Genomic DNA, 16,924 nt, shown 5'->3' on the forward strand with positions numbered 1-16,924 from the left:
CTTTTACTCACGTGTTTCATCAAGCGTCAGCGCCGGCGCTGAAGCAAATAATGGGGCGAAAATAACGCCGCTGATAACCACACTCAGACAGCCAACCACGCCATAGAAGAAGAAATTCAAGTCGGTGGCATAGCGAGCAAACAGCACCGCTACAATACTGACCACAATGCCAAGAGTTGCACTACCCGCATTGGCACGTTTGCAGAAAATCCCCAGCATAAACAGACCAGTCATAGGGCCACCCATCAGCCCAATTAAGCTGTTAAAGGCATCCCAGATTTCTGATTCATTCGCCATCACCAACCATACCGTCGCAGCGCTACTAAATAGCCCGGCAATAAGGATCACCAGTTTAGCCATACGCATACTGTTTTCTGGGGTTCTTTTTTTGCTGCTCAGTCTTTGATAAATATCGGAGTTAAAGCAACTGGAGATACTGTTCAGGCTACTTGAAATACTGGACTGCGCAGCTGCAAAAATAGCGGCGATAATCAAGCCAGCAATACCTGTAGGCATTTCCGTCACCACGAATAGCGGCAAGATCCCCCCGATGTTAAAGCCTGCTGGTAACAGACTTGGGTTTTGTTTGTAGTAAACAAACAGAGCCGAACCGATAGCAAAGAAGAAAATTGGAATAATGGCGATTAGCTTAGCGTTGGTGAGCAGTGTTTTCTTCGTCTCCTCAATGGAGTCCGTCACGATATAGCGCTGGACCACATCCTGACTGGCGGTAAATTGCTGAATATTGGCAAACAGGAAACCAATCATCAGAACTGGCACAGTGCTTTCCGTCCAGCTCCAGCGGAACTGTGACGCCGGGAAGAATTTATCGGCATGTTGTGTCACGGTGAAAATCTCACCGAACCCGCCCTGCACCTTGAAGCAAATCACGATGAAAATAAGCACCGCGCTGCCCGATAACAACAACCCCTGAATAACGTCAGTCCAGATAACCCCTTCAATACCACCCATCCAGGTATAGATAATGCACATAACACTAATCAGCAGCACCAAAACGATTGGGTCAATGCCAATAAATGGTCGCAAAGCCAACACCGTTAAGTAAGTGATAATGGCGATACGGCCTATGTTAAACATCATAAAAGAGAGGCTGGCGAACAAGCGGCTACGAACATCGAAACGAGCTTCTAGATATTCGTAGGCAGAGGTTACCTTTAGCTTACGGAAGAATGGAATATAGAAATAAAAGACCACCGGTAAAATAGCAATAACCAGATATTGGCCGAGAATAAACGTCCAGTCAGTGGTGAATGCCTTGGCTGGAATTGACATAAAAGTAATCGAGCTTAGCGTGGTGGCGAATACACTAACACCTGCAGCCCAGCCAGGAATTCGGCCACCGCCACGGAAATAATCATCAGCCGTTTTCTGCCGCTTTGAAAAATAGACACCGACTAACATCATTGCCAGTAAATAACCGAAAAGAACAACGTAATTAAAGATGCCGAAAGAGTGAGTCATTATGGCACTTTCCTACTTATGGTTTTATTAGGATGAAGTAACTGTCTGAATTTTAAATTTTATAAATGATCAGACTGCGTGATGTTCAGACCAGAGGGCAGCCCCCATTAACCCAGCATCATGCTGATAGTGAGCGGAATAAACAGGAACATAGAATGCCGCAGGTAGTGTTGCGAGCTGCTTTTCCACCTGTATACGGTAACCCGGAGCAAGCCCGACGCTGCCGCCTAGCACGATACATTCGGTATCCAGCAGGGCTTTAAGATTGGCGATCAGTTGGCAAATCGCCTGTGCTGAACGCGCAAATAGTTGTTGTGCCTGCTCGTTGCCTTCTTGCGCCAAGGCAAAGATTTCACGGGCATTTTTGCCCAAAAGATCGTGCTGAGCCCCTGCTGCAATGGCGCGCCCGGAGGCTATAGCCTCAACGCAACCAACGCGTCCGCAACCACACATTGGACCATTCGGATCGGCCTGAGTGTGCCCAATATGGCCTGCGAAGGCATGAGGACCCGTTAGCAATTCGCCATTGATAACGATGCCACCACCTACTCCAGTGGAAACCGTAATAAACGTAACGTGTTTGAATTGATCTGACAGATAGCAATATTCTGCCCAGGCGGCAGCCTGCGCATCGTTGAGAACCACGCACGGCAACCCTGTGAGGCGTTCAACGGTTGCCTGCAACGGGAAATGATTCAGGCCACCGAGATTATCTGGATTTAGCGCGGTAAGAATTCCGTTATCAATAATACCTGTAGAGGCAATCGCCACTCGCTGTGCTTTCCCCTCATAGGCTGCAACCAAATCAGCCAAAGCCTGCTCCAGAGCTTGTGGCTTGGCATTAGCCGGAGTGGGAATTTCCGTGCGTAAAGAGATTTCATGCTGTGAGTTGATAAGCGCCGCGGCCAGTTTTGTGCCGCCGATATCAATGGCAAGTGTGTTCATCGTCTTCTCCGGCTTAGCGCTTAACAGCATCGCTGAACCACTGGCAAATATGTTCAATACGGGTGATGGCTGAACCAACAGTAACAGCCCATGCGCCATGATTGATAGCCTGTGATGCCAGCTCAGGGGAGTTGTAACGACCTTCAGCAATGACGCGGCAGCCAGCGTCGCTTAACTCGGACACCATCATCAGATCCGGCCCTTCAGGCGTAACTGAAGTGGTGTACCCAGACATCGTTGTGCCAATGAACTCAACGCCTTTGTGTTTGCAATTGAGGCCTTCTTCTACCGTTGAGCTGTCTGCCATTGCCAGTAATCCATGATGGTGAATACGTGCAATCAGTTCATCAATGGCCACCGGGCGTGGGCGGAATGTTGCGTCAAAGGCAATAATATCGGCCCCGGCGTTTGCGAGCGCATCAACGTCATGCAAAAACGGAGTGATGCGCACAGCAGAATCTTCCAGGTCGCGTTTCATAATGCCAATAATTGGAACTGAAATAAGTGGCCGTACCGCTTCCAGATTGGCGATTCCTTCAATGCGGATGGCAACAGCCCCCGCAGATACGGCAGCCTGCGCCATTGCTGCCACGATATCGGGCCTGTCCATTGGGCTTCCGGGTACGGGCTGGCAGGAGACGATGAGCCCCCCACAATCACGCACGCTTTGTTCTAATTTTGTTAGTAGTGACATTCTGCTCCGCCTTGCAAATTCAAATGAAGTTTAACTCCAAAAAAGAATAGCGGATGGAGTATTACTATTTCAAGCTGCAAACGGGAAAAATGTGAGGAGGGTCATGCGCAAGGGGAGAAGGAACCGTCAGGAATTGAAGCGAGCAGAGAAGATTTTTAACCTGCAAGGCTGATTTGGAAAGCGAAATGGGTGTCTTTATTTTCAAAAAGAGCAAGGATTTCTGCCGGGATAATGAGTCCATAATTCAATCGCTTTATGGTTACTGCAATAAATATAATGAATAACTCAATAATTACCCTACTGATGAAAATTCGGTAATTCATATAATTTAAAAAAACTTGTAAAATAACACCATCCAGAAACATCCAAATCTATATATTGAATAGAAGATGAAATTACTTATATAATGATGCACAAAAAACTCATAACTGTCTCATTAATAATGAATAAAAAGCATCTATTGTTAGTAATTTGGGTGGTTTGCGTTGCTGCCATGTTGGGCTCATATTGGGAAAAAGATACTGTACGTATAAATGAAACTGTTGATTCATATATAAAAAGCATAAGTGAAAAAATAAATGTCAGTATTGTATTATGCGAAATGCTACGAAAACAGATGGAAATCAATTTACAATCTAACAATAGCTACAACACCATTTCAATGCCAAATAAGAACATTAACGCATCAGAGAATTGGCATTTTAAAATAACACCACACAAGAATATTTCCGGAGGGATGATTAGTGGACTTGGTGCTTATGAGAAGTTAAATCCTCAGACAAAAAATGAAGCAAATGCTGCAGCGTCTCTTAACATTGATGTAGGGGATGGTTACTTTACCAAATTATATTCATGGATTTACTACACCTCAAAAAACTCATTCGTCTATATAGCCCCTTATTCATCTAAAAAAGAGATTAGTACTTATTATTTTAATCCAGGTATGTATACCGATCCATTCTGGTATTTAATTACACCAGAAAACAATCCGAAGCGTGAGGTCAAAATCACGACTCCTTATATTGATATTGCTGGAAAGGGGCAGATATTAACGGTTACAGCACCTGTTTATAATAAAGATGAATTCACAGGGGCTATTTCTCTTGATCTCAACCTTAATTATATAAATAAAATAGTCAAGAGTAATGACAATAATTATCATGTTACTGTATTTGATAAGAATCATAAAATTATAATTTCTAGTGATAATGATACATCCAATAACGCGATTTCCTCGATCGTTGAAACTAAAGGTGGGGTTTACTCTAACTATACCAACAAAGAGATATTAAGCGGTATACTCTATATTGAGCAATATACAACCCTACAAGAAAAAGTTATTAGAGTAATAACTCAAGCAGGATTACCAATAGGTATTATAACATTTATTGTTTTTTCCGTTATATTCCTTCAATCGTTTTCTCACTATAACTTTCTTTCTAAAAGATATATGCTTCGCGCGATGAGAAAAAATGAGTTCATACCTTTTGCACAAGCTATAATAGACACAAGAAACAATAAAATCATTGGTTGTGAGATACTTCTTAGATGGAAACATCCAACAATGGGACTCATTCCTCCAAATACATTTATTCCGGCAATGGAATCAAGTGGCATCATTATTAAGATAACGCATCAATTACTTGAAAATGTGCAAAAAATCTTACAAGACAAAGCACATAAACTGCCAAAAGATTTTCACTTATCAATTAATATCTCTCCTGAACATTTAGAAGATCCAGAGCTAGTTACAAAAAGCAAATCATTTAAAGAAAGTTGTAATTCGATAACTACCATATTCGAAATAACAGAAAGAAACTTTAATACTGATGCTAAAATTGCGATAAAGGGCGCTGTGGCGCTTAAGAATCTCAATATACTTTTTGCTCTTGACGATTTTGGAACAGGGTATGCCACTCACCACTACCTCCAAAAATTCCCAGTAAGCTATATTAAAATTGACCGTAGTTTTATTAAAATGATTGGTCTTGATGCTATCTCTCACCATATTGTAGAAAATGTTGTCTCATTATCAAAATCACTGAATTTAAAAGTTATTGCGGAAGGTGTTGAAACTAAGGAACAGGCAAAATATTTGCATGATAACAACGTTGATTATCAACAAGGCTATTTGTATCACCGCCCAGTTCCTTTATCCGATTTTTTAGATACATTGGGGGCATAGGAGGGGTTTTACTTCGATATCGCAAAAGAATCGATTTCCGACAATTCCATATAATCGCCGGAAATCAAAAAATAATTTTCAAATTAAATCTTACGAGCTGGTTCTGATATTTTACAGCCTGACCAGAGCTTCCATGCTCAAAGCTAAGCTAATGTATCAATTTACTCTTAGGGACATTAGACGTCGAGATCTGCCATATCGCCTTTATCCTGCAACCAGTTACGACGATCTTCAGAACGCTTCTTCGCCAGCAACATATCCATGATTGCCATTGTTTTGTCGTTGTCTTCATCGTCAATGGTGAGCTGCACCAGGCGGCGAGTATTTGGATCAAGCGTGGTTTCACGTAATTGCAGCGGGTTCATCTCGCCCAGTCCTTTAAAGCGCTGCACGTTCGGTTTCCCTTTCTTACGCTTAAGCTGCTCAAGCACACCTGCTTTTTCTTCTTCATCCAGCGCGTAGTAAACCTCTTTACCGAGGTCGATACGGTAAAGCGGTGGCATCGCGACATAAACGTGACCACCGCGAACCAGCGAGCGGAAGTGGCGCACGAACAACGCGCACAGCAGCGTGGCGATATGTAAACCATCGGAGTCCGCATCCGCAAGGATACAAACTTTGCCGTAGCGCAGTTGGCTTAGATCTTCGCTGTCCGGATCGATACCGATCGCGACAGAAATATCATGCACTTCTTGCGACGCCAGCACTTCATCCGACGAGACCTCCCAGGTGTTTAAGATCTTACCTTTGAGCGGCATGATCGCCTGGTATTCACGGTCACGAGCCTGTTTAGCAGAACCGCCAGCGGAATCCCCTTCCACCAGGAACAGTTCGGTGCGGCTTAAATCTTGTGCAGAACAGTCAGCCAGTTTGCCAGGCAATGCCGGGCCACTGGTCAGTTTCTTACGCACCACTTTTTTGGCGGCACGCATACGGCGCTGGGCGCTGGAAATAGCCAGCTCAGCGAGTTGTTCTGCAATCTGAATATTCTGGTTCAGCCACAAGCTGAAAGCGTCTTTCACAACACCGGAAACGAAAGCAGCGCACTGACGCGATGACAGGCGTTCTTTGGTTTGCCCCGCGAACTGAGGATCCTGCATTTTAACGGAGAGCACGTAAGCGCAACGTTCCCAGATATCTTCCGCAGAGAGTTTTACGCCACGCGGCAGAATGTTGCGGTATTCGCAAAACTCGCGCATTGCATCAAGTAGACCCTGACGCAAACCGTTGACGTGCGTACCGCCCTGCATGGTTGGGATTAGGTTAACGTAGCTTTCCGTCAGCAGTTCGCCACCTTCTGGCAACCACAGCAGCGCCCAGTCAACTTGCTCAACGTCACCGGCAAAATTACCGACGAACGGTTTTTCAGGCAGCGTCGGCAGGCCGTTTACCGCTTCGCACAGATAGTCTTGCAGACCATCCTGATAACACCAGCGCTGCTCGGTGTTGTTCACTTTATCGGTAAAAGTGATCTCTACACCCGGGCAAAGTACCGCTTTGGCTTTCAGCAAATGGCTTAAACGAGAAACGGAGAAACGTGGACTGTCGAAGAACGATGCATCTGGCCAGAAGTGAACACTGGTGCCGGTATTGCGTTTGCCGCAGGTGCCGACCACCGCCAGTTCCTGGACTTTATCGCCGTTTTCAAACGCGATGCTGTAAACCTGCGCATCACGACGCACGGTGACTTCAACGCGTTTGGACAAGGCGTTAACGACAGAAATGCCCACGCCGTGCAGACCACCAGAGAACTGGTAGTTTTTGTTGGAGAATTTACCGCCCGCATGCAGGCGGCAAAGGATAAGCTCGACCGCCGGAACGCCCTCTTCCGGGTGGATATCTACCGGCATGCCGCGCCCGTCATCAATAACTTCTAATGACTGATCGGCATGAAGAATAACATCAACACGCTTCGCATGGCCTGCCAGCGCTTCATCCACGCTGTTATCAATGACTTCCTGGCCCAAATGGTTTGGACGGGTGGTGTCGGTGTACATCCCGGGGCGGCGGCGAACAGGCTCAAGCCCGGTGAGTACCTCAATGGCATCGGCGTTATAACTGGATTGCGTCATGGTTTATTCGTTCAGATAGCGAAACAGGAATCCGACATCAGGCCTTAGTGCAGGCCAAGAAAGTCGACGATCTGTGTGAAATAATCTTCGAAGCCTACAAAGGCGTGATTGCCACCGGATTCTACCGTCTGGCGACAGGGGGTGTAGTACGCAACCGCCTGGCGATAATCAAGCACTTCGTCACCCGTTTGTTGCAACAACCAGATGAGATCTGGCGAATCTAACGGGTCAACTTGCATGACTTTAAGATCGTAAATATGGCGAGACTCTAGCACATATTGCTGCCCGGTGTAGGGGTTCTCGTTGGTGCCGAGATAATCCACCAGCAGTTCAAAAGGCCGGACTGCCGGGTTCACCACTACCGCTGGGAGCGTAAAACATTGCGACAACCAGGTGGCGTAATAGCCGCCCAAAGACGAGCCAACTACACCTAGCGGTTCGCCACCATGCTCCAGCACCAACGACTCCAGCAACTCTGCCGCATCGGCAGGATACGGTGGGAGTTCCGGTACAATCATATTGATATGAGGATGGTTCTGCGCAAGCCACGCTTTCAAACTCGTGGCCTTGGCTGAACGCGGCGAACTGTTGAAGCCGTGTAAGTAAAGTAGCGTTGACATCAATACCCTTCTGACGCGGTATCAGGGTTAAATACCGCACCCTTCAGGCGGCAAACCTCCGTGGTCACCTCACCGTTTGGATGAAGTTCCAGCCAACGCCAACCCGGCTCGATGGTATCGAGTGTGAAGTTGGAGCAGTGAGGTTTGAATTGCACGCAAGTCGAAGGTGTTGCCAGCATACGTCGACCATTCCAGTCGAGATCTAACTCCTGATGAATATGCCCACACACCAGAGTTTTCACTTTTGGGAATTTTTGCAGCACGTTATCAAGCTCAGCGGCATTGCGCAGGCTATGTTGATCCAGCCAACTACAGCCCGCAGGGACTGGATGATGATGCAACAGCAATAGAGTATGGCGTTCAGGCGCACCAGCGAGTTTGCGCTCTAGCCAGTCGAGCTGATAGTCGCTCAATTCACCATGTGGAACACCAAATACCTGGCTGTCCAGCAACAAAATCTGCCAGCTATCGCCTAAGAAAACTTGTTTAGCCGGGGAAATTCCGGCTTCCAGCAACGAGCTGAACATCGCCGGTTGGAAATCGTGATTACCAGGGAGCCAAACGCAGGGCGCAGGAATCTCCGCGATGCCTTCAACAAAGTGTTGGTAGGCTTGCGCACTGTGATCCTGGGCCAAATCCCCAGTTGCAACGATAAGGTCATAATGACGCTGCTCAGCGAGGATGGCGTCAATAACAGCCTGATAACTCATCCAGGTATTGATACCAAGCAGCGTTTCGTTCTTTCCAGAGAACAGGTGGGTATCTGTAATTTGCAAGATCCTGATCTGGCCCCCACCGGCCACAGGAAGATTTAACAGGCTTTCCAAATGGTGTCCTTAGGTTTCACCCTCACTAACAAACCGGAACCGCCATCGCTCCATGCGCCAAACAATAACGCAGCCAATCGGCTAGAAACTGGTTAATTTGATGCTTTTCGTCGCGTTGATGCAACTTTTTATTAGGATAATCATAACGCGCTTTGAAGCGAAAGATCTGCTGACTTGAACACACTTCCGCGACCATCGCGTCATGATATAGCCTCACAGACATCGATGGTAGGCTCCAATAGCTCACAGCTGGGGCCGTTTGTTCGATTTGCACAAGAGTTGTATAACGTGTCGACTCAATAATAGTGAGCCGATATTGGGCGCTACTGACCTGGTAAGTGACTTTTTCACCTACCTCATCATTACGAGGAAGCAGACGTCGTAGTTGTGCGAAATTGGTTTCGCACAGACGCATCATTTCCGGGAAGTCAGGTGTGTAGCGCTTCATGTTTAGTTGTTCCACTCGGCTCTTAATTTCTCATGATGCAATTGCAGCCAAAGCAGTGCGATGACTGAAGCTGCGTTATCGATTTTCCCTTCTTCTACTAACTGATAAGCCTGTTCCCGGCTCACGACATGAACACGAATATCTTCGTTTTCATCTGCCAGACCATGTATACCCTGCGCGTTCGAAGCATCCACTTCCCCCACCAGGATAGATAAACGTTCGCTGGTCCCACCCGGGCTTGCAAGGTAGTTGATAACAGGTTTTGTTCGACCTACTACCAGACCCGCTTCTTCGATTGCTTCACGGCGCGCAACGTCTTCGACGCTTTCACCTTCTTCAATCATTCCTGCAACCAGTTCGAGCAGCCATGGGCTCTCACTTGTGTCATAGGCAGCAATCCGAATCTGCTCTATCAATACAACTTCGTCTCGCACAGGGTCATAGGGTAGCAGTACTGCAGCATGCCCGCGTTCTAAAATTTCACGCCGAACTTCACCACTCATTTCGCCATTAAACAGGCGATGGCGAAAGCGATAAAGATCTAGCGAAAAAAAACCGCTATAAAGCGTTTCCCGTGCAATAATTTCAACATCGTTTTTACCTAACGTGACAAGTTGATCTTTTTGCTTAGTCATATTGGTTTCCTGATATTTTTATGGTCATGAAATGTGCGAATTCAAGTTGGTATGACTGCCGTTTCATTTCCTATGTGGTAGATTGATGAAAATTAAGGGCAGATGGCACATTACGCCAAGCTTCCCAGCTGGCAGACTCTGCTAGAATCGGCGATCATTTTCGGCTCTTGTCAGCGCTAACAAACAATTTCTGCTTCACAACAAGGAATGCAAATGAAGAAACTGCTCCCAATTCTTATCGGTCTGAGCCTAACGGGTTTCAGTGCCATGAGCCAGGCAGAAAACCTGATGCAGGTTTATCAGCAGGCACGTTTAAGCAACCCGGACTTGCGTAAGTCCGCTGCTGACCGTGATGCCGCATTCGAAAAAATCAACGAAGCACGTAGTCCATTACTGCCACAGCTAGGCCTTGGTGCTGATTATGAATACAGCAATGGCTTCCGCGATTCGAATGGCATCGACTCCAATACGACCAGTGCCTCTTTGCAATTAACGCAAACTATTTTTGATATGTCGAAATGGCGTGCGCTAACCCTGCAAGAAAAATCTGCTGGTATCCAGGACGTCACTTATCAGACAGATCAGCAAACGCTGATCCTGAATACAGCGACCGCCTATTTCAATGTGTTGAGTGCCATTGACGCCCTCTCCTACACAGAAGCGCAGAAACAGGCTATTTATCGCCAGTTAGATCAAACTACTCAGCGCTTTAACGTAGGCCTGGTAGCCATCACAGACGTTCAGAACGCCCGTGCACAATACGATAACGTATTAGCGAACGAAGTGACTGCACGGAATAATCTGGATAACGCGGTAGAAACGCTGCGCCAGGTCACCGGTAACTACTATCCTTCTCTGGCTTCGCTGAATGTTGATGGCTTCAAAACCAACAAGCCTGACGCGGTGAATAACCTGCTGAAAGAAGCAGAAAAGCGTAACCTGGCATTGTTACAGGCACGTCTGTCTCAGGACCTGGCGCGCGAGCAAATTCGTTACGCTGAAACTGGCCATATGCCAACCGTGGGCTTAACCGCTTCGACAGGTGTTTCTGATACTGACTACAGCGGCTCTAAAACCACCAGCCAGGCGTACGATGATAAGGGTGTTGGTCAGAATAAAATCGGTCTGAATTTCTCTTTGCCATTGTATAGCGGCGGTTCTGTAACTTCTCAGGTGAAACAAGCGCAATACAACTTTGTAGGCGCAAGTGAGCAACTGGAAAGTGCACATCGTAGCGTGGTGCAAACAGTTCGTTCTTCGTTTAACAACGTTAACGCCTCTATCAGTACCATCAACGCTTATAAACAAGCGGTTGTCTCTGCCCAAAGCTCTTTAGATGCAATGGAAGCAGGATACTCCGTAGGTACACGTACCATCGTTGATGTGTTGGATGCGACGACTACGCTGTATAACGCAAAACAACAGCTCTCTAGTGCTCGTTATAACTACCTGATCAACCAGCTGAATATTAAATCAGCTCTGGGTACGCTTAACGAACAAGATCTGATTGCGTTGAACGGCACATTAGGCAAACCAGTACCAACTACTGCCGAAAGCGTCGCGCCAGAAACGCCAGACCAGAATGCTCGCGCAGATGGTTACTCCGCTGATACAGCCGCAACCACTGAGACGGCAACACCAGCAAAAGCCACTCCGGTCACTGCAACAAACAAAAAATCAGCTAACCCATTCGGTAACTGATCATGTATTTCGGGGGCATGACAACATGCCCCCGTCACAACTTACGCACGTGAACGTAAGGCAAAGTAAAGATCTCCCTCCAAACAGCCGTCATCGCTTTAATTTCAACCATTCATCCCCTATTCTAAACGCAATATTAGCTTCATTCCTTTGGGCTCAGGACAGAACAATGAAACGGACAAAAATCATAAATCACGCATCGTTCCGCAAAAGCTGGAACGCTCGCCATTTAACGCCGGTCGCACTGGCCGTTACCGCTGTGTTTATGCTTGCCGGTTGCGAACAAAATGACGAAACAGTTTCCATGTATCAAAACGCGGATGACTGCTCGCAGGCCAACCCTGGTAAAAGTGCTGAATGTACTACTGCCTTTAACAACGCGCTGAAAGAAGCAGAACGTACCGCACCGAAATACGCTTCGCGCGAAGAATGTATTGCTGAGTTTGGTGAAGGCCAATGTCAGCAAGCCCCTGCACAAGCCAGTATGGCTGGTGAACAAGCTCAGGCTCAGCCACAACAAAGTGGCAGCTTCTGGATGCCGCTGATGGCAGGCTACATGATGGGTCGCCTGATGGGCGGCGGTGCGGGTTTCGCGCAGCAACCGTTGTTTAGCTCTAAAAATCCAGCAAGCCCGGCTTACGGTAAATATGCTGATGCCACCGGCAAAAGCTATGGTGCAGCCACACCTGGCCGTACCGCGACAGTTCCAAAAACTGCCATGGCACCAAAACCTGCAACCACCAGTACAGTGACTCGTGGCGGTTTCGGTGACTCAGTTGCCAAACAATCAACTATGCAGCGCAGTAACAGCGCAACAGGTTCTTCTCGCTCCATGGGTGGCTAAGAAATTATGGAAAGAATTGCGATTACTGAGCGCCCGGATTGGCGCGAGAAAGCCACTGAATACGGTTTTAACTTTCACACCATGTATGGCGAGCCGTACTGGTGTGAAGACGCATATTACAAGCTAACGCTCGCTCAAGTTGAACGCCTGGAAGAAGTCACCGCTGAACTGCACCAGATGTGCCTGAAAGTTGTCGAAAAAGTGGTGAGCAGTGATGAGCTGCTGGCCAAATTCCGCATCCCGAAACACACCTGGGAATTTGTGCGCCAGTCCTGGCGTTCGCAGCAGCCGTCTCTCTACTCCCGTCTGGATATCGCGTGGGATGGCGTGGGTGAACCTAAGCTCCTGGAAAATAACGCCGATACCCCAACTTCGTTATACGAAGCGGCATTCTTCCAGTGGATCTGGCTTGAAGACCAAGTTCAGGCAGGGAATCTGCCTGAAGGAAGCGATCAGTTCAACAGCCTGCAAGAGAAGCTGATTGAACGTTTTGCTGAATTAAAACAGCAACACGGCTTCAATCTGGTGCATTTCGCCTGCTGCCAGGACACCACAGAAGATCGCGGCACGGTTCAGTATTTGCAAGATTGTGCAGCTGAAGCAGAAGTGGCGAGCGAATTCGTCTACATGGAAGATATCGGTCTGGGCGAGAGAGGCCAGTTCACCGATTTGCAGGATCAGGTTATCAGTAACCTATTCAAGCTCTATCCATGGGAATTCATGCTGCGTGAAGTGTTCTCCACCAAACTCGAAGATGCTGGCGTTCGCTGGCTGGAGCCTGCCTGGAAGAGCATTATCTCCAACAAGGCATTGCTGCCAATGCTGTGGGAAATGTTCCCGGATCATCCAAACTTGCTGCCTGCTTATTTCGCCGAAGATAACTATCCGGCGATGGATAAATACGTGGTGAAGCCAATCTTCTCCCGGGAAGGTGCAAATGTGAAGATCATCGAAAACGGCGAAGAAATTGCCCGTGTCGATGGCCCTTACGGTGAAGAAGGCATGATCGTGCAGGAATTCTATCAGTTGCCTAAATTTGGCGACAGTTATGTGCTGATCGGTAGCTGGCTTATCAACGATCAACCTGCAGGTATTGGCATTCGTGAAGATCGCGAGCTGATCACTCAGGATCTTTCGCGCTTCTATCCGCATGTGTTTGTAGAGTAAATATAAAAATACTCGAAACTAGCATCATATTCTTACCCTAAATAATTCAGCTTGCAGGTAGACGGCAAGAGAACAAATCCCCAGGAGCTTACATGAGTAAGTGACTGGGGTGAGTGAGCGTAGTCAACACCTCTGCAAGTTGAAGTATGACGGGTAAGTTAGCCAATCTGCACAGAAAGCATACTCAACGATCCCATCTCAATACCGTCTGTCGGCAGTGTAACTGGCTCTTTACCATCCCATGCCCCGAGAACATATAACAGTGGCAGGTAGTGATCCGCTGTTGGGTTAGATAACGATCCACCTTCATGTTCCAGGTAGTTAACCAATGGGTGTTCGTCTACCGGCCCAAGCCAGGTGAGATTGTCTTTAACGTATTGGTTAAATGATTCTGCCCACGGATATGGCGTGTTTTCACCGTGCCAGCGCGCAGTTCTCAGGTTATGAACCACGTTACCACTGGCAATGAGCATGATGCCCTGATCGCGCAATGTCGCCAGCTTGCGGCCTATTTCAAAATGCCAGTCCGCCGGTTTCGTGCTGTCGATACTGAGTTGCACCATTGGAATATCGGCATTAGGGTACATCTTAATAAGTACACCCCAGGAGCCGTGGTCAAACCCCCAGGCTTCTTTGTCTTGCATCACCGGAACGGGGGCCATCAAATCGACCAACTGTTGTGCCAGCTCAGGGGAACCCGGTGCCGGATAATGAGTATCGTAGAGAGCCTGTGGGAAACCACCAAAATCATGGATAGTTTTTGGCGTTTCCATTGCCGTAACACCCGTGCCTTTAGTGAACCAGTGTGCAGATATCACCACAATAGCTTTTGGGCGCGGTAACGTCTCTCCCAAATGGCGCCAGGCTTGGGTATATTGGTTATCTTCCAGCACGTTCATTGGGCTACCGTGTCCGAGGAAGAGCGCAGGCATTCGTTGAGTTGTCATGGTGGTGTCCTTTAATCGGGTCATTCAGTTTATGAAAACTACAGTACGCGCTTTTACGCTATGAAGAACTCAGATAAGAATGATGAAGATCTTCAGGAAATTTGAATGTAAGCGATGTGTAAAGCTTCTCAACTGGCTCTCGATTTTTATCACATCGCCCATTAATATGAATGAGAATCATTATCAAAAGGAGTGATAAATGTCAGTACCCTTGATCCTGACCCTATTAGCAGGGGGAGCCACTTTCATTGGTGCTTTTCTTGGCGTGCTCGGCCAGAAGCCATCAAACCGTGTGCTGGCATTTTCCCTCGGCTTTGCAGCGGGCATTATGCTGCTTATCTCTTTAATGGAGATGCTGCCTGCCGCACTCCATACCGAGGGAATGTCGCCGGTACTGGGTTATGGCATGTTTATGCTGGGTTTGCTGGGCTACTTCGCACTCGATCGCGCCCTACCCCATGCGCATCCGCAAGATTTGATGGACAGCAAGCCACAGCCGCGTAATTTACGCCGCACCGCATTGCTGCTGACGCTGGGTATTAGCCTGCACAACTTCCCTGAAGGGGTAGCAACGTTTGTAACTGCCAGTAGTAACCTGGAATTAGGGATGGGGATTGCGCTCGCAGTAGCATTGCACAATATTCCTGAAGGTTTGGCCGTGGCGGGCCCGGTCTACGCGGCTACGGGTTCAAAACGCAAAGCCATCTTCTGGGCAGGGATTTCGGGACTTGCGGAAATTCTCGGTGGTGTACTCGCCTGGCTGATTTTAGGCCCGATGATTTCGCCAGTTTTAATGGCTGCCATTATGGCCGCCGTAGCAGGCATTATGGTGGCATTGTCAGTTGATGAACTAATGCCACTCGCTAAAGAAATCGATCCACATAACAATCCAAGTTACGGTGTGCTTTGCGGTATGGCGGTGATGGGGTTTAGCCTGACGCTGCTGCAAAGCAACGGAATCGGCTAAAAAAGAAGCCCGGTGTAATAACCGGGCTTTTTGCTTTTTAGCTCGCTAGTTAGCTTGCTTTGCGTTCGTGAGACTGGCGGTATTCCACCAGGTCTTCAATCGTTACAACAGCCATATTGTGCTGGCGAGCAAAGGTGATGCACTCAGGTGCACGCGCCATGGTGCCATCATCGTTGGTCAGTTCACACAAAACACCAGCCGGTTTAAAACCAGCAAGCGTTACCAAATCAATGGTTGCTTCAGTGTGACCACCACGCGTTAACACGCCACCAGGCTGAGCACGCAGCGGGAACACATGGCCCGGGCGGTTCAGGTCGCTTGGTTTTGCGCCATTAGCAATCGCGGCACGCACAGTCGTAATACGGTCTGCAGCAGAAACACCGGTAGTTACACCACTTGCAGCTTCGATAGTCACAGTAAACCCGGTGCCATAAGCACTGGTGTTGTTCTCAACCATCATTGGCAATTCGAGTTGTTTACGGCGTTCTTCAGTCAGGCACAGGCAAACAATACCGCTACCGTGGCGAATGGTCAGAGCCATTTGCTCAACGGTCATGGTTTCCGCAGGGAAAATCATGTCACCTTCGTTCTCGCGATCTTCATCGTCAAGAACCATAACCCCGCGGCCTTCACGTAGTGCTTCAAGAGCGTGTTCTACGCGCTGTGTAGGGGTGCCAAATGCAGAAAGGAGCGTCTGATTCATGGTAAAAAAACCTCATTAAAATTATGGTTACCAGAATCAGGGCAGTCTTAGGAGCTATAAAAATAACGTGAGCAGGCTTAAAAGCTTGAGCTTAGTCGTTACTCTCTCCCATCCGGACTATAACCGTCGGCTCCGGAATTACACCGGATCTGCTGACCTCCAGATTGCTCTGGAGCGCTCGCGGGCTTTCAGCGTTCGCTGATTTACCGCCGGTGGGGAGTTACACCCCGCCCTGAGAATAAGCAGACTTACTATAACGCCGATGATTTTCTCTGGCAACGGCAAACCTTATAACATTTCGGGTTTCTAACCAGCCATGCAGGCATTACAATTAAGGCAGACAATCCCGTAAGATTATGGAAGCCGCTATGATTGACCCGAAAAAAATTGAACAGATCGCACGCCAGGTCCACGAGTCAATGCCGAAAGGGATTCGTGAATTCGGGGATGATGTCGAGAAAAAAGTTCGCCAGGTTTTGCAGTCGCAGTTAACTCGCCTGGACTTGGTGAGCCGTGAAGAGTTTGATGTGCAGACTCAAGTGCTACTGCGCACCCGAGAAAAACTGGCTTTACTGGAGCAGCGTTTAACCGAGCTTGAGAATCGTAGCGTTCAGGCACCGGAAGTTACTCCTCCAACTGAACCGCAGATGTAAAAATTCGCTCCCTTTTCATCAGGGAGCGTATTCC

16 protein-coding genes and 1 riboswitch are annotated in these 16,924 nt (G+C 47.8%); of the genes, 6 read left to right on the plus strand and 10 right to left on the minus strand.

Annotated features, from left to right (window positions below; all coding sequences use genetic code 11):
• Positions 1–3: 3 nt before the first annotated feature.
• The 3 genes from LVQ79_RS19580 to LVQ79_RS19590 all read right to left on the minus strand — a co-directional run bounded on the left by LVQ79_RS19580 (position 4) and on the right by LVQ79_RS19590 (position 3,121).
• Entirely contained in the window at positions 4–1,485 is a 1,482-nt protein-coding gene (locus LVQ79_RS19580) for a sodium:solute symporter family protein (RefSeq protein ID WP_151995975.1), read from the minus strand.
• Positions 1,486–1,551: 66 nt separating this feature from the next.
• On the minus strand, positions 1,552–2,427 hold the full coding sequence (gene nanK, locus LVQ79_RS19585; protein WP_232866243.1) for an N-acetylmannosamine kinase: 876 nt from the start codon (positions 2,425–2,427) through the stop codon (positions 1,552–1,554).
• Positions 2,428–2,440: 13 nt separating this feature from the next.
• Positions 2,441–3,121, minus strand: coding sequence for an N-acetylmannosamine-6-phosphate 2-epimerase (locus tag LVQ79_RS19590; protein WP_232866244.1), 681 nt, complete (start codon positions 3,119–3,121; stop codon positions 2,441–2,443).
• A 406-nt stretch (positions 3,122–3,527) separates the two neighbouring features.
• Between LVQ79_RS19590 and LVQ79_RS19595 the strand changes: the two genes are divergently transcribed.
• A complete protein-coding gene (locus tag LVQ79_RS19595; RefSeq protein ID WP_232866245.1) occupies positions 3,528–5,306 on the plus strand; it encodes an EAL domain-containing protein in 1,779 nt (592 codons plus the stop codon).
• A gap of 176 nt (positions 5,307–5,482) precedes the next feature.
• Here the strand turns inward: LVQ79_RS19595 and parE are convergent, their stop codons facing one another.
• From parE to nudF, 5 genes are read right to left on the minus strand one after another with little or no spacing between them, the layout of a single operon-like run.
• Positions 5,483–7,378, minus strand: coding sequence for a DNA topoisomerase IV subunit B (parE, locus tag LVQ79_RS19600; RefSeq protein ID WP_232866246.1), 1,896 nt, complete (start codon positions 7,376–7,378; stop codon positions 5,483–5,485).
• A 44-nt stretch (positions 7,379–7,422) separates the two neighbouring features.
• Entirely contained in the window at positions 7,423–7,998 is a 576-nt protein-coding gene (gene yqiA, locus LVQ79_RS19605; protein WP_034461016.1) for an esterase YqiA, read from the minus strand.
• Entirely contained in the window at positions 7,998–8,825 is an 828-nt protein-coding gene (cpdA, locus tag LVQ79_RS19610) for a 3',5'-cyclic-AMP phosphodiesterase (RefSeq protein ID WP_232866248.1), read from the minus strand. The genes yqiA and cpdA overlap by 1 nt, the downstream gene beginning before the upstream one ends.
• Positions 8,826–8,850: 25 nt before the next feature.
• Positions 8,851–9,273 carry a DUF1249 family protein gene (locus tag LVQ79_RS19615; protein ID WP_151995981.1) on the minus strand — a complete coding sequence of 141 codons (423 nt, stop codon included), beginning with the start codon at positions 9,271–9,273 and terminating at the stop codon, positions 8,851–8,853.
• A gap of 2 nt (positions 9,274–9,275) precedes the next feature.
• Positions 9,276–9,908 (minus strand): ADP-ribose diphosphatase, encoded by a 633-nt coding sequence (nudF, locus tag LVQ79_RS19620; protein WP_151995982.1) that lies wholly within the window; start codon positions 9,906–9,908, stop codon positions 9,276–9,278.
• 207 nt (positions 9,909–10,115) lie between these two features.
• On the opposite strand from nudF, the gene tolC reads away from it, so the two are divergent.
• From tolC to LVQ79_RS19635, 3 genes are all read left to right on the plus strand, one after another.
• Positions 10,116–11,609, plus strand: a complete 1,494-nt coding sequence (gene tolC / locus LVQ79_RS19625; RefSeq protein ID WP_151995983.1) for an outer membrane channel protein TolC — start codon at positions 10,116–10,118, stop codon at positions 11,607–11,609.
• A 169-nt stretch (positions 11,610–11,778) separates the two neighbouring features.
• Positions 11,779–12,453: a DUF1190 family protein gene (locus tag LVQ79_RS19630; protein WP_064516077.1), complete on the plus strand. Its 675-nt coding sequence runs from the start codon at positions 11,779–11,781 to the stop codon at positions 12,451–12,453.
• Positions 12,454–12,459: 6 nt separating this feature from the next.
• Positions 12,460–13,620, plus strand: coding sequence for a glutathionylspermidine synthase family protein (locus tag LVQ79_RS19635; protein ID WP_151995984.1), 1,161 nt, complete (start codon positions 12,460–12,462; stop codon positions 13,618–13,620).
• Positions 13,621–13,778: 158 nt separating this feature from the next.
• Here the strand turns inward: LVQ79_RS19635 and ygiD are convergent, their stop codons facing one another.
• Positions 13,779–14,567, minus strand: a complete 789-nt coding sequence (ygiD, locus tag LVQ79_RS19640; protein ID WP_232866250.1) for a 4,5-DOPA-extradiol-dioxygenase — start codon at positions 14,565–14,567, stop codon at positions 13,779–13,781.
• Between the two features lie 199 nt (positions 14,568–14,766).
• Here ygiD and zupT point away from each other — a divergent pair, with 199 nt between their 5' ends.
• Entirely contained in the window at positions 14,767–15,534 is a 768-nt protein-coding gene (gene zupT / locus LVQ79_RS19645; protein ID WP_064516072.1) for a zinc transporter ZupT, read from the plus strand.
• Between the two features lie 49 nt (positions 15,535–15,583).
• Here zupT and ribB read toward each other — a convergent pair whose 3' ends face one another.
• Positions 15,584–16,237, minus strand: a complete 654-nt coding sequence (gene ribB / locus LVQ79_RS19650) for a 3,4-dihydroxy-2-butanone-4-phosphate synthase (RefSeq protein WP_232866251.1) — start codon at positions 16,235–16,237, stop codon at positions 15,584–15,586.
• 96 nt (positions 16,238–16,333) lie between these two features.
• Positions 16,334–16,481: riboswitch (FMN riboswitch) on the minus strand.
• A gap of 124 nt (positions 16,482–16,605) precedes the next feature.
• On the opposite strand from ribB, the gene ubiK reads away from it, so the two are divergent.
• The gene (gene ubiK / locus LVQ79_RS19655) at positions 16,606–16,890 is read left to right on the plus strand and encodes a ubiquinone biosynthesis accessory factor UbiK (RefSeq protein ID WP_232866253.1); all 285 of its coding nucleotides are present in this window, start codon (positions 16,606–16,608) and stop codon (positions 16,888–16,890) included.
• Positions 16,891–16,924: the final 34 nt, after the last annotated feature.

It is taken from the genome of Buttiauxella cochleicola (assembly GCF_021282405.1).
GTDB lineage: Bacteria > Pseudomonadota > Gammaproteobacteria > Enterobacterales > Enterobacteriaceae > Buttiauxella > Buttiauxella massiliensis.

What these genes read in the sequence shown, in the direction of transcription:
- LVQ79_RS19615 (WP_151995981.1), bottom strand. Translation starts at nt 9,273, where the DNA reads ATGAAGCGCTACACACCTGACTTCCCGGAAATGATGCGTCTGTGCGAA.
- ribB (WP_232866251.1), bottom strand. Translation starts at nt 16,237, where the DNA reads ATGAATCAGACGCTCCTTTCTGCATTTGGCACCCCTACACAGCGCGTA.
- yqiA (WP_034461016.1), bottom strand. Translation starts at nt 7,998, where the DNA reads ATGTCAACGCTACTTTACTTACACGGCTTCAACAGTTCGCCGCGTTCA.
- LVQ79_RS19590 (WP_232866244.1), bottom strand. Translation starts at nt 3,121, where the DNA reads ATGTCACTACTAACAAAATTAGAACAAAGCGTGCGTGATTGTGGGGGG.
- LVQ79_RS19630 (WP_064516077.1), top strand. Translation starts at nt 11,779, where the DNA reads ATGAAACGGACAAAAATCATAAATCACGCATCGTTCCGCAAAAGCTGG.
- ygiD (WP_232866250.1), bottom strand. Translation starts at nt 14,567, where the DNA reads ATGACAACTCAACGAATGCCTGCGCTCTTCCTCGGACACGGTAGCCCA.
- LVQ79_RS19635 (WP_151995984.1), top strand. Translation starts at nt 12,460, where the DNA reads ATGGAAAGAATTGCGATTACTGAGCGCCCGGATTGGCGCGAGAAAGCC.
- parE (WP_232866246.1), bottom strand. Translation starts at nt 7,378, where the DNA reads ATGACGCAATCCAGTTATAACGCCGATGCCATTGAGGTACTCACCGGG.
- zupT (WP_064516072.1), top strand. Translation starts at nt 14,767, where the DNA reads ATGTCAGTACCCTTGATCCTGACCCTATTAGCAGGGGGAGCCACTTTC.
- ubiK (WP_232866253.1), top strand. Translation starts at nt 16,606, where the DNA reads ATGATTGACCCGAAAAAAATTGAACAGATCGCACGCCAGGTCCACGAG.
- nanK (WP_232866243.1), bottom strand. Translation starts at nt 2,427, where the DNA reads ATGAACACACTTGCCATTGATATCGGCGGCACAAAACTGGCCGCGGCG.
- nudF (WP_151995982.1), bottom strand. Translation starts at nt 9,908, where the DNA reads ATGACTAAGCAAAAAGATCAACTTGTCACGTTAGGTAAAAACGATGTT.
- tolC (WP_151995983.1), top strand. Translation starts at nt 10,116, where the DNA reads ATGCAAATGAAGAAACTGCTCCCAATTCTTATCGGTCTGAGCCTAACG.
- LVQ79_RS19595 (WP_232866245.1), top strand. Translation starts at nt 3,528, where the DNA reads ATGATGCACAAAAAACTCATAACTGTCTCATTAATAATGAATAAAAAG.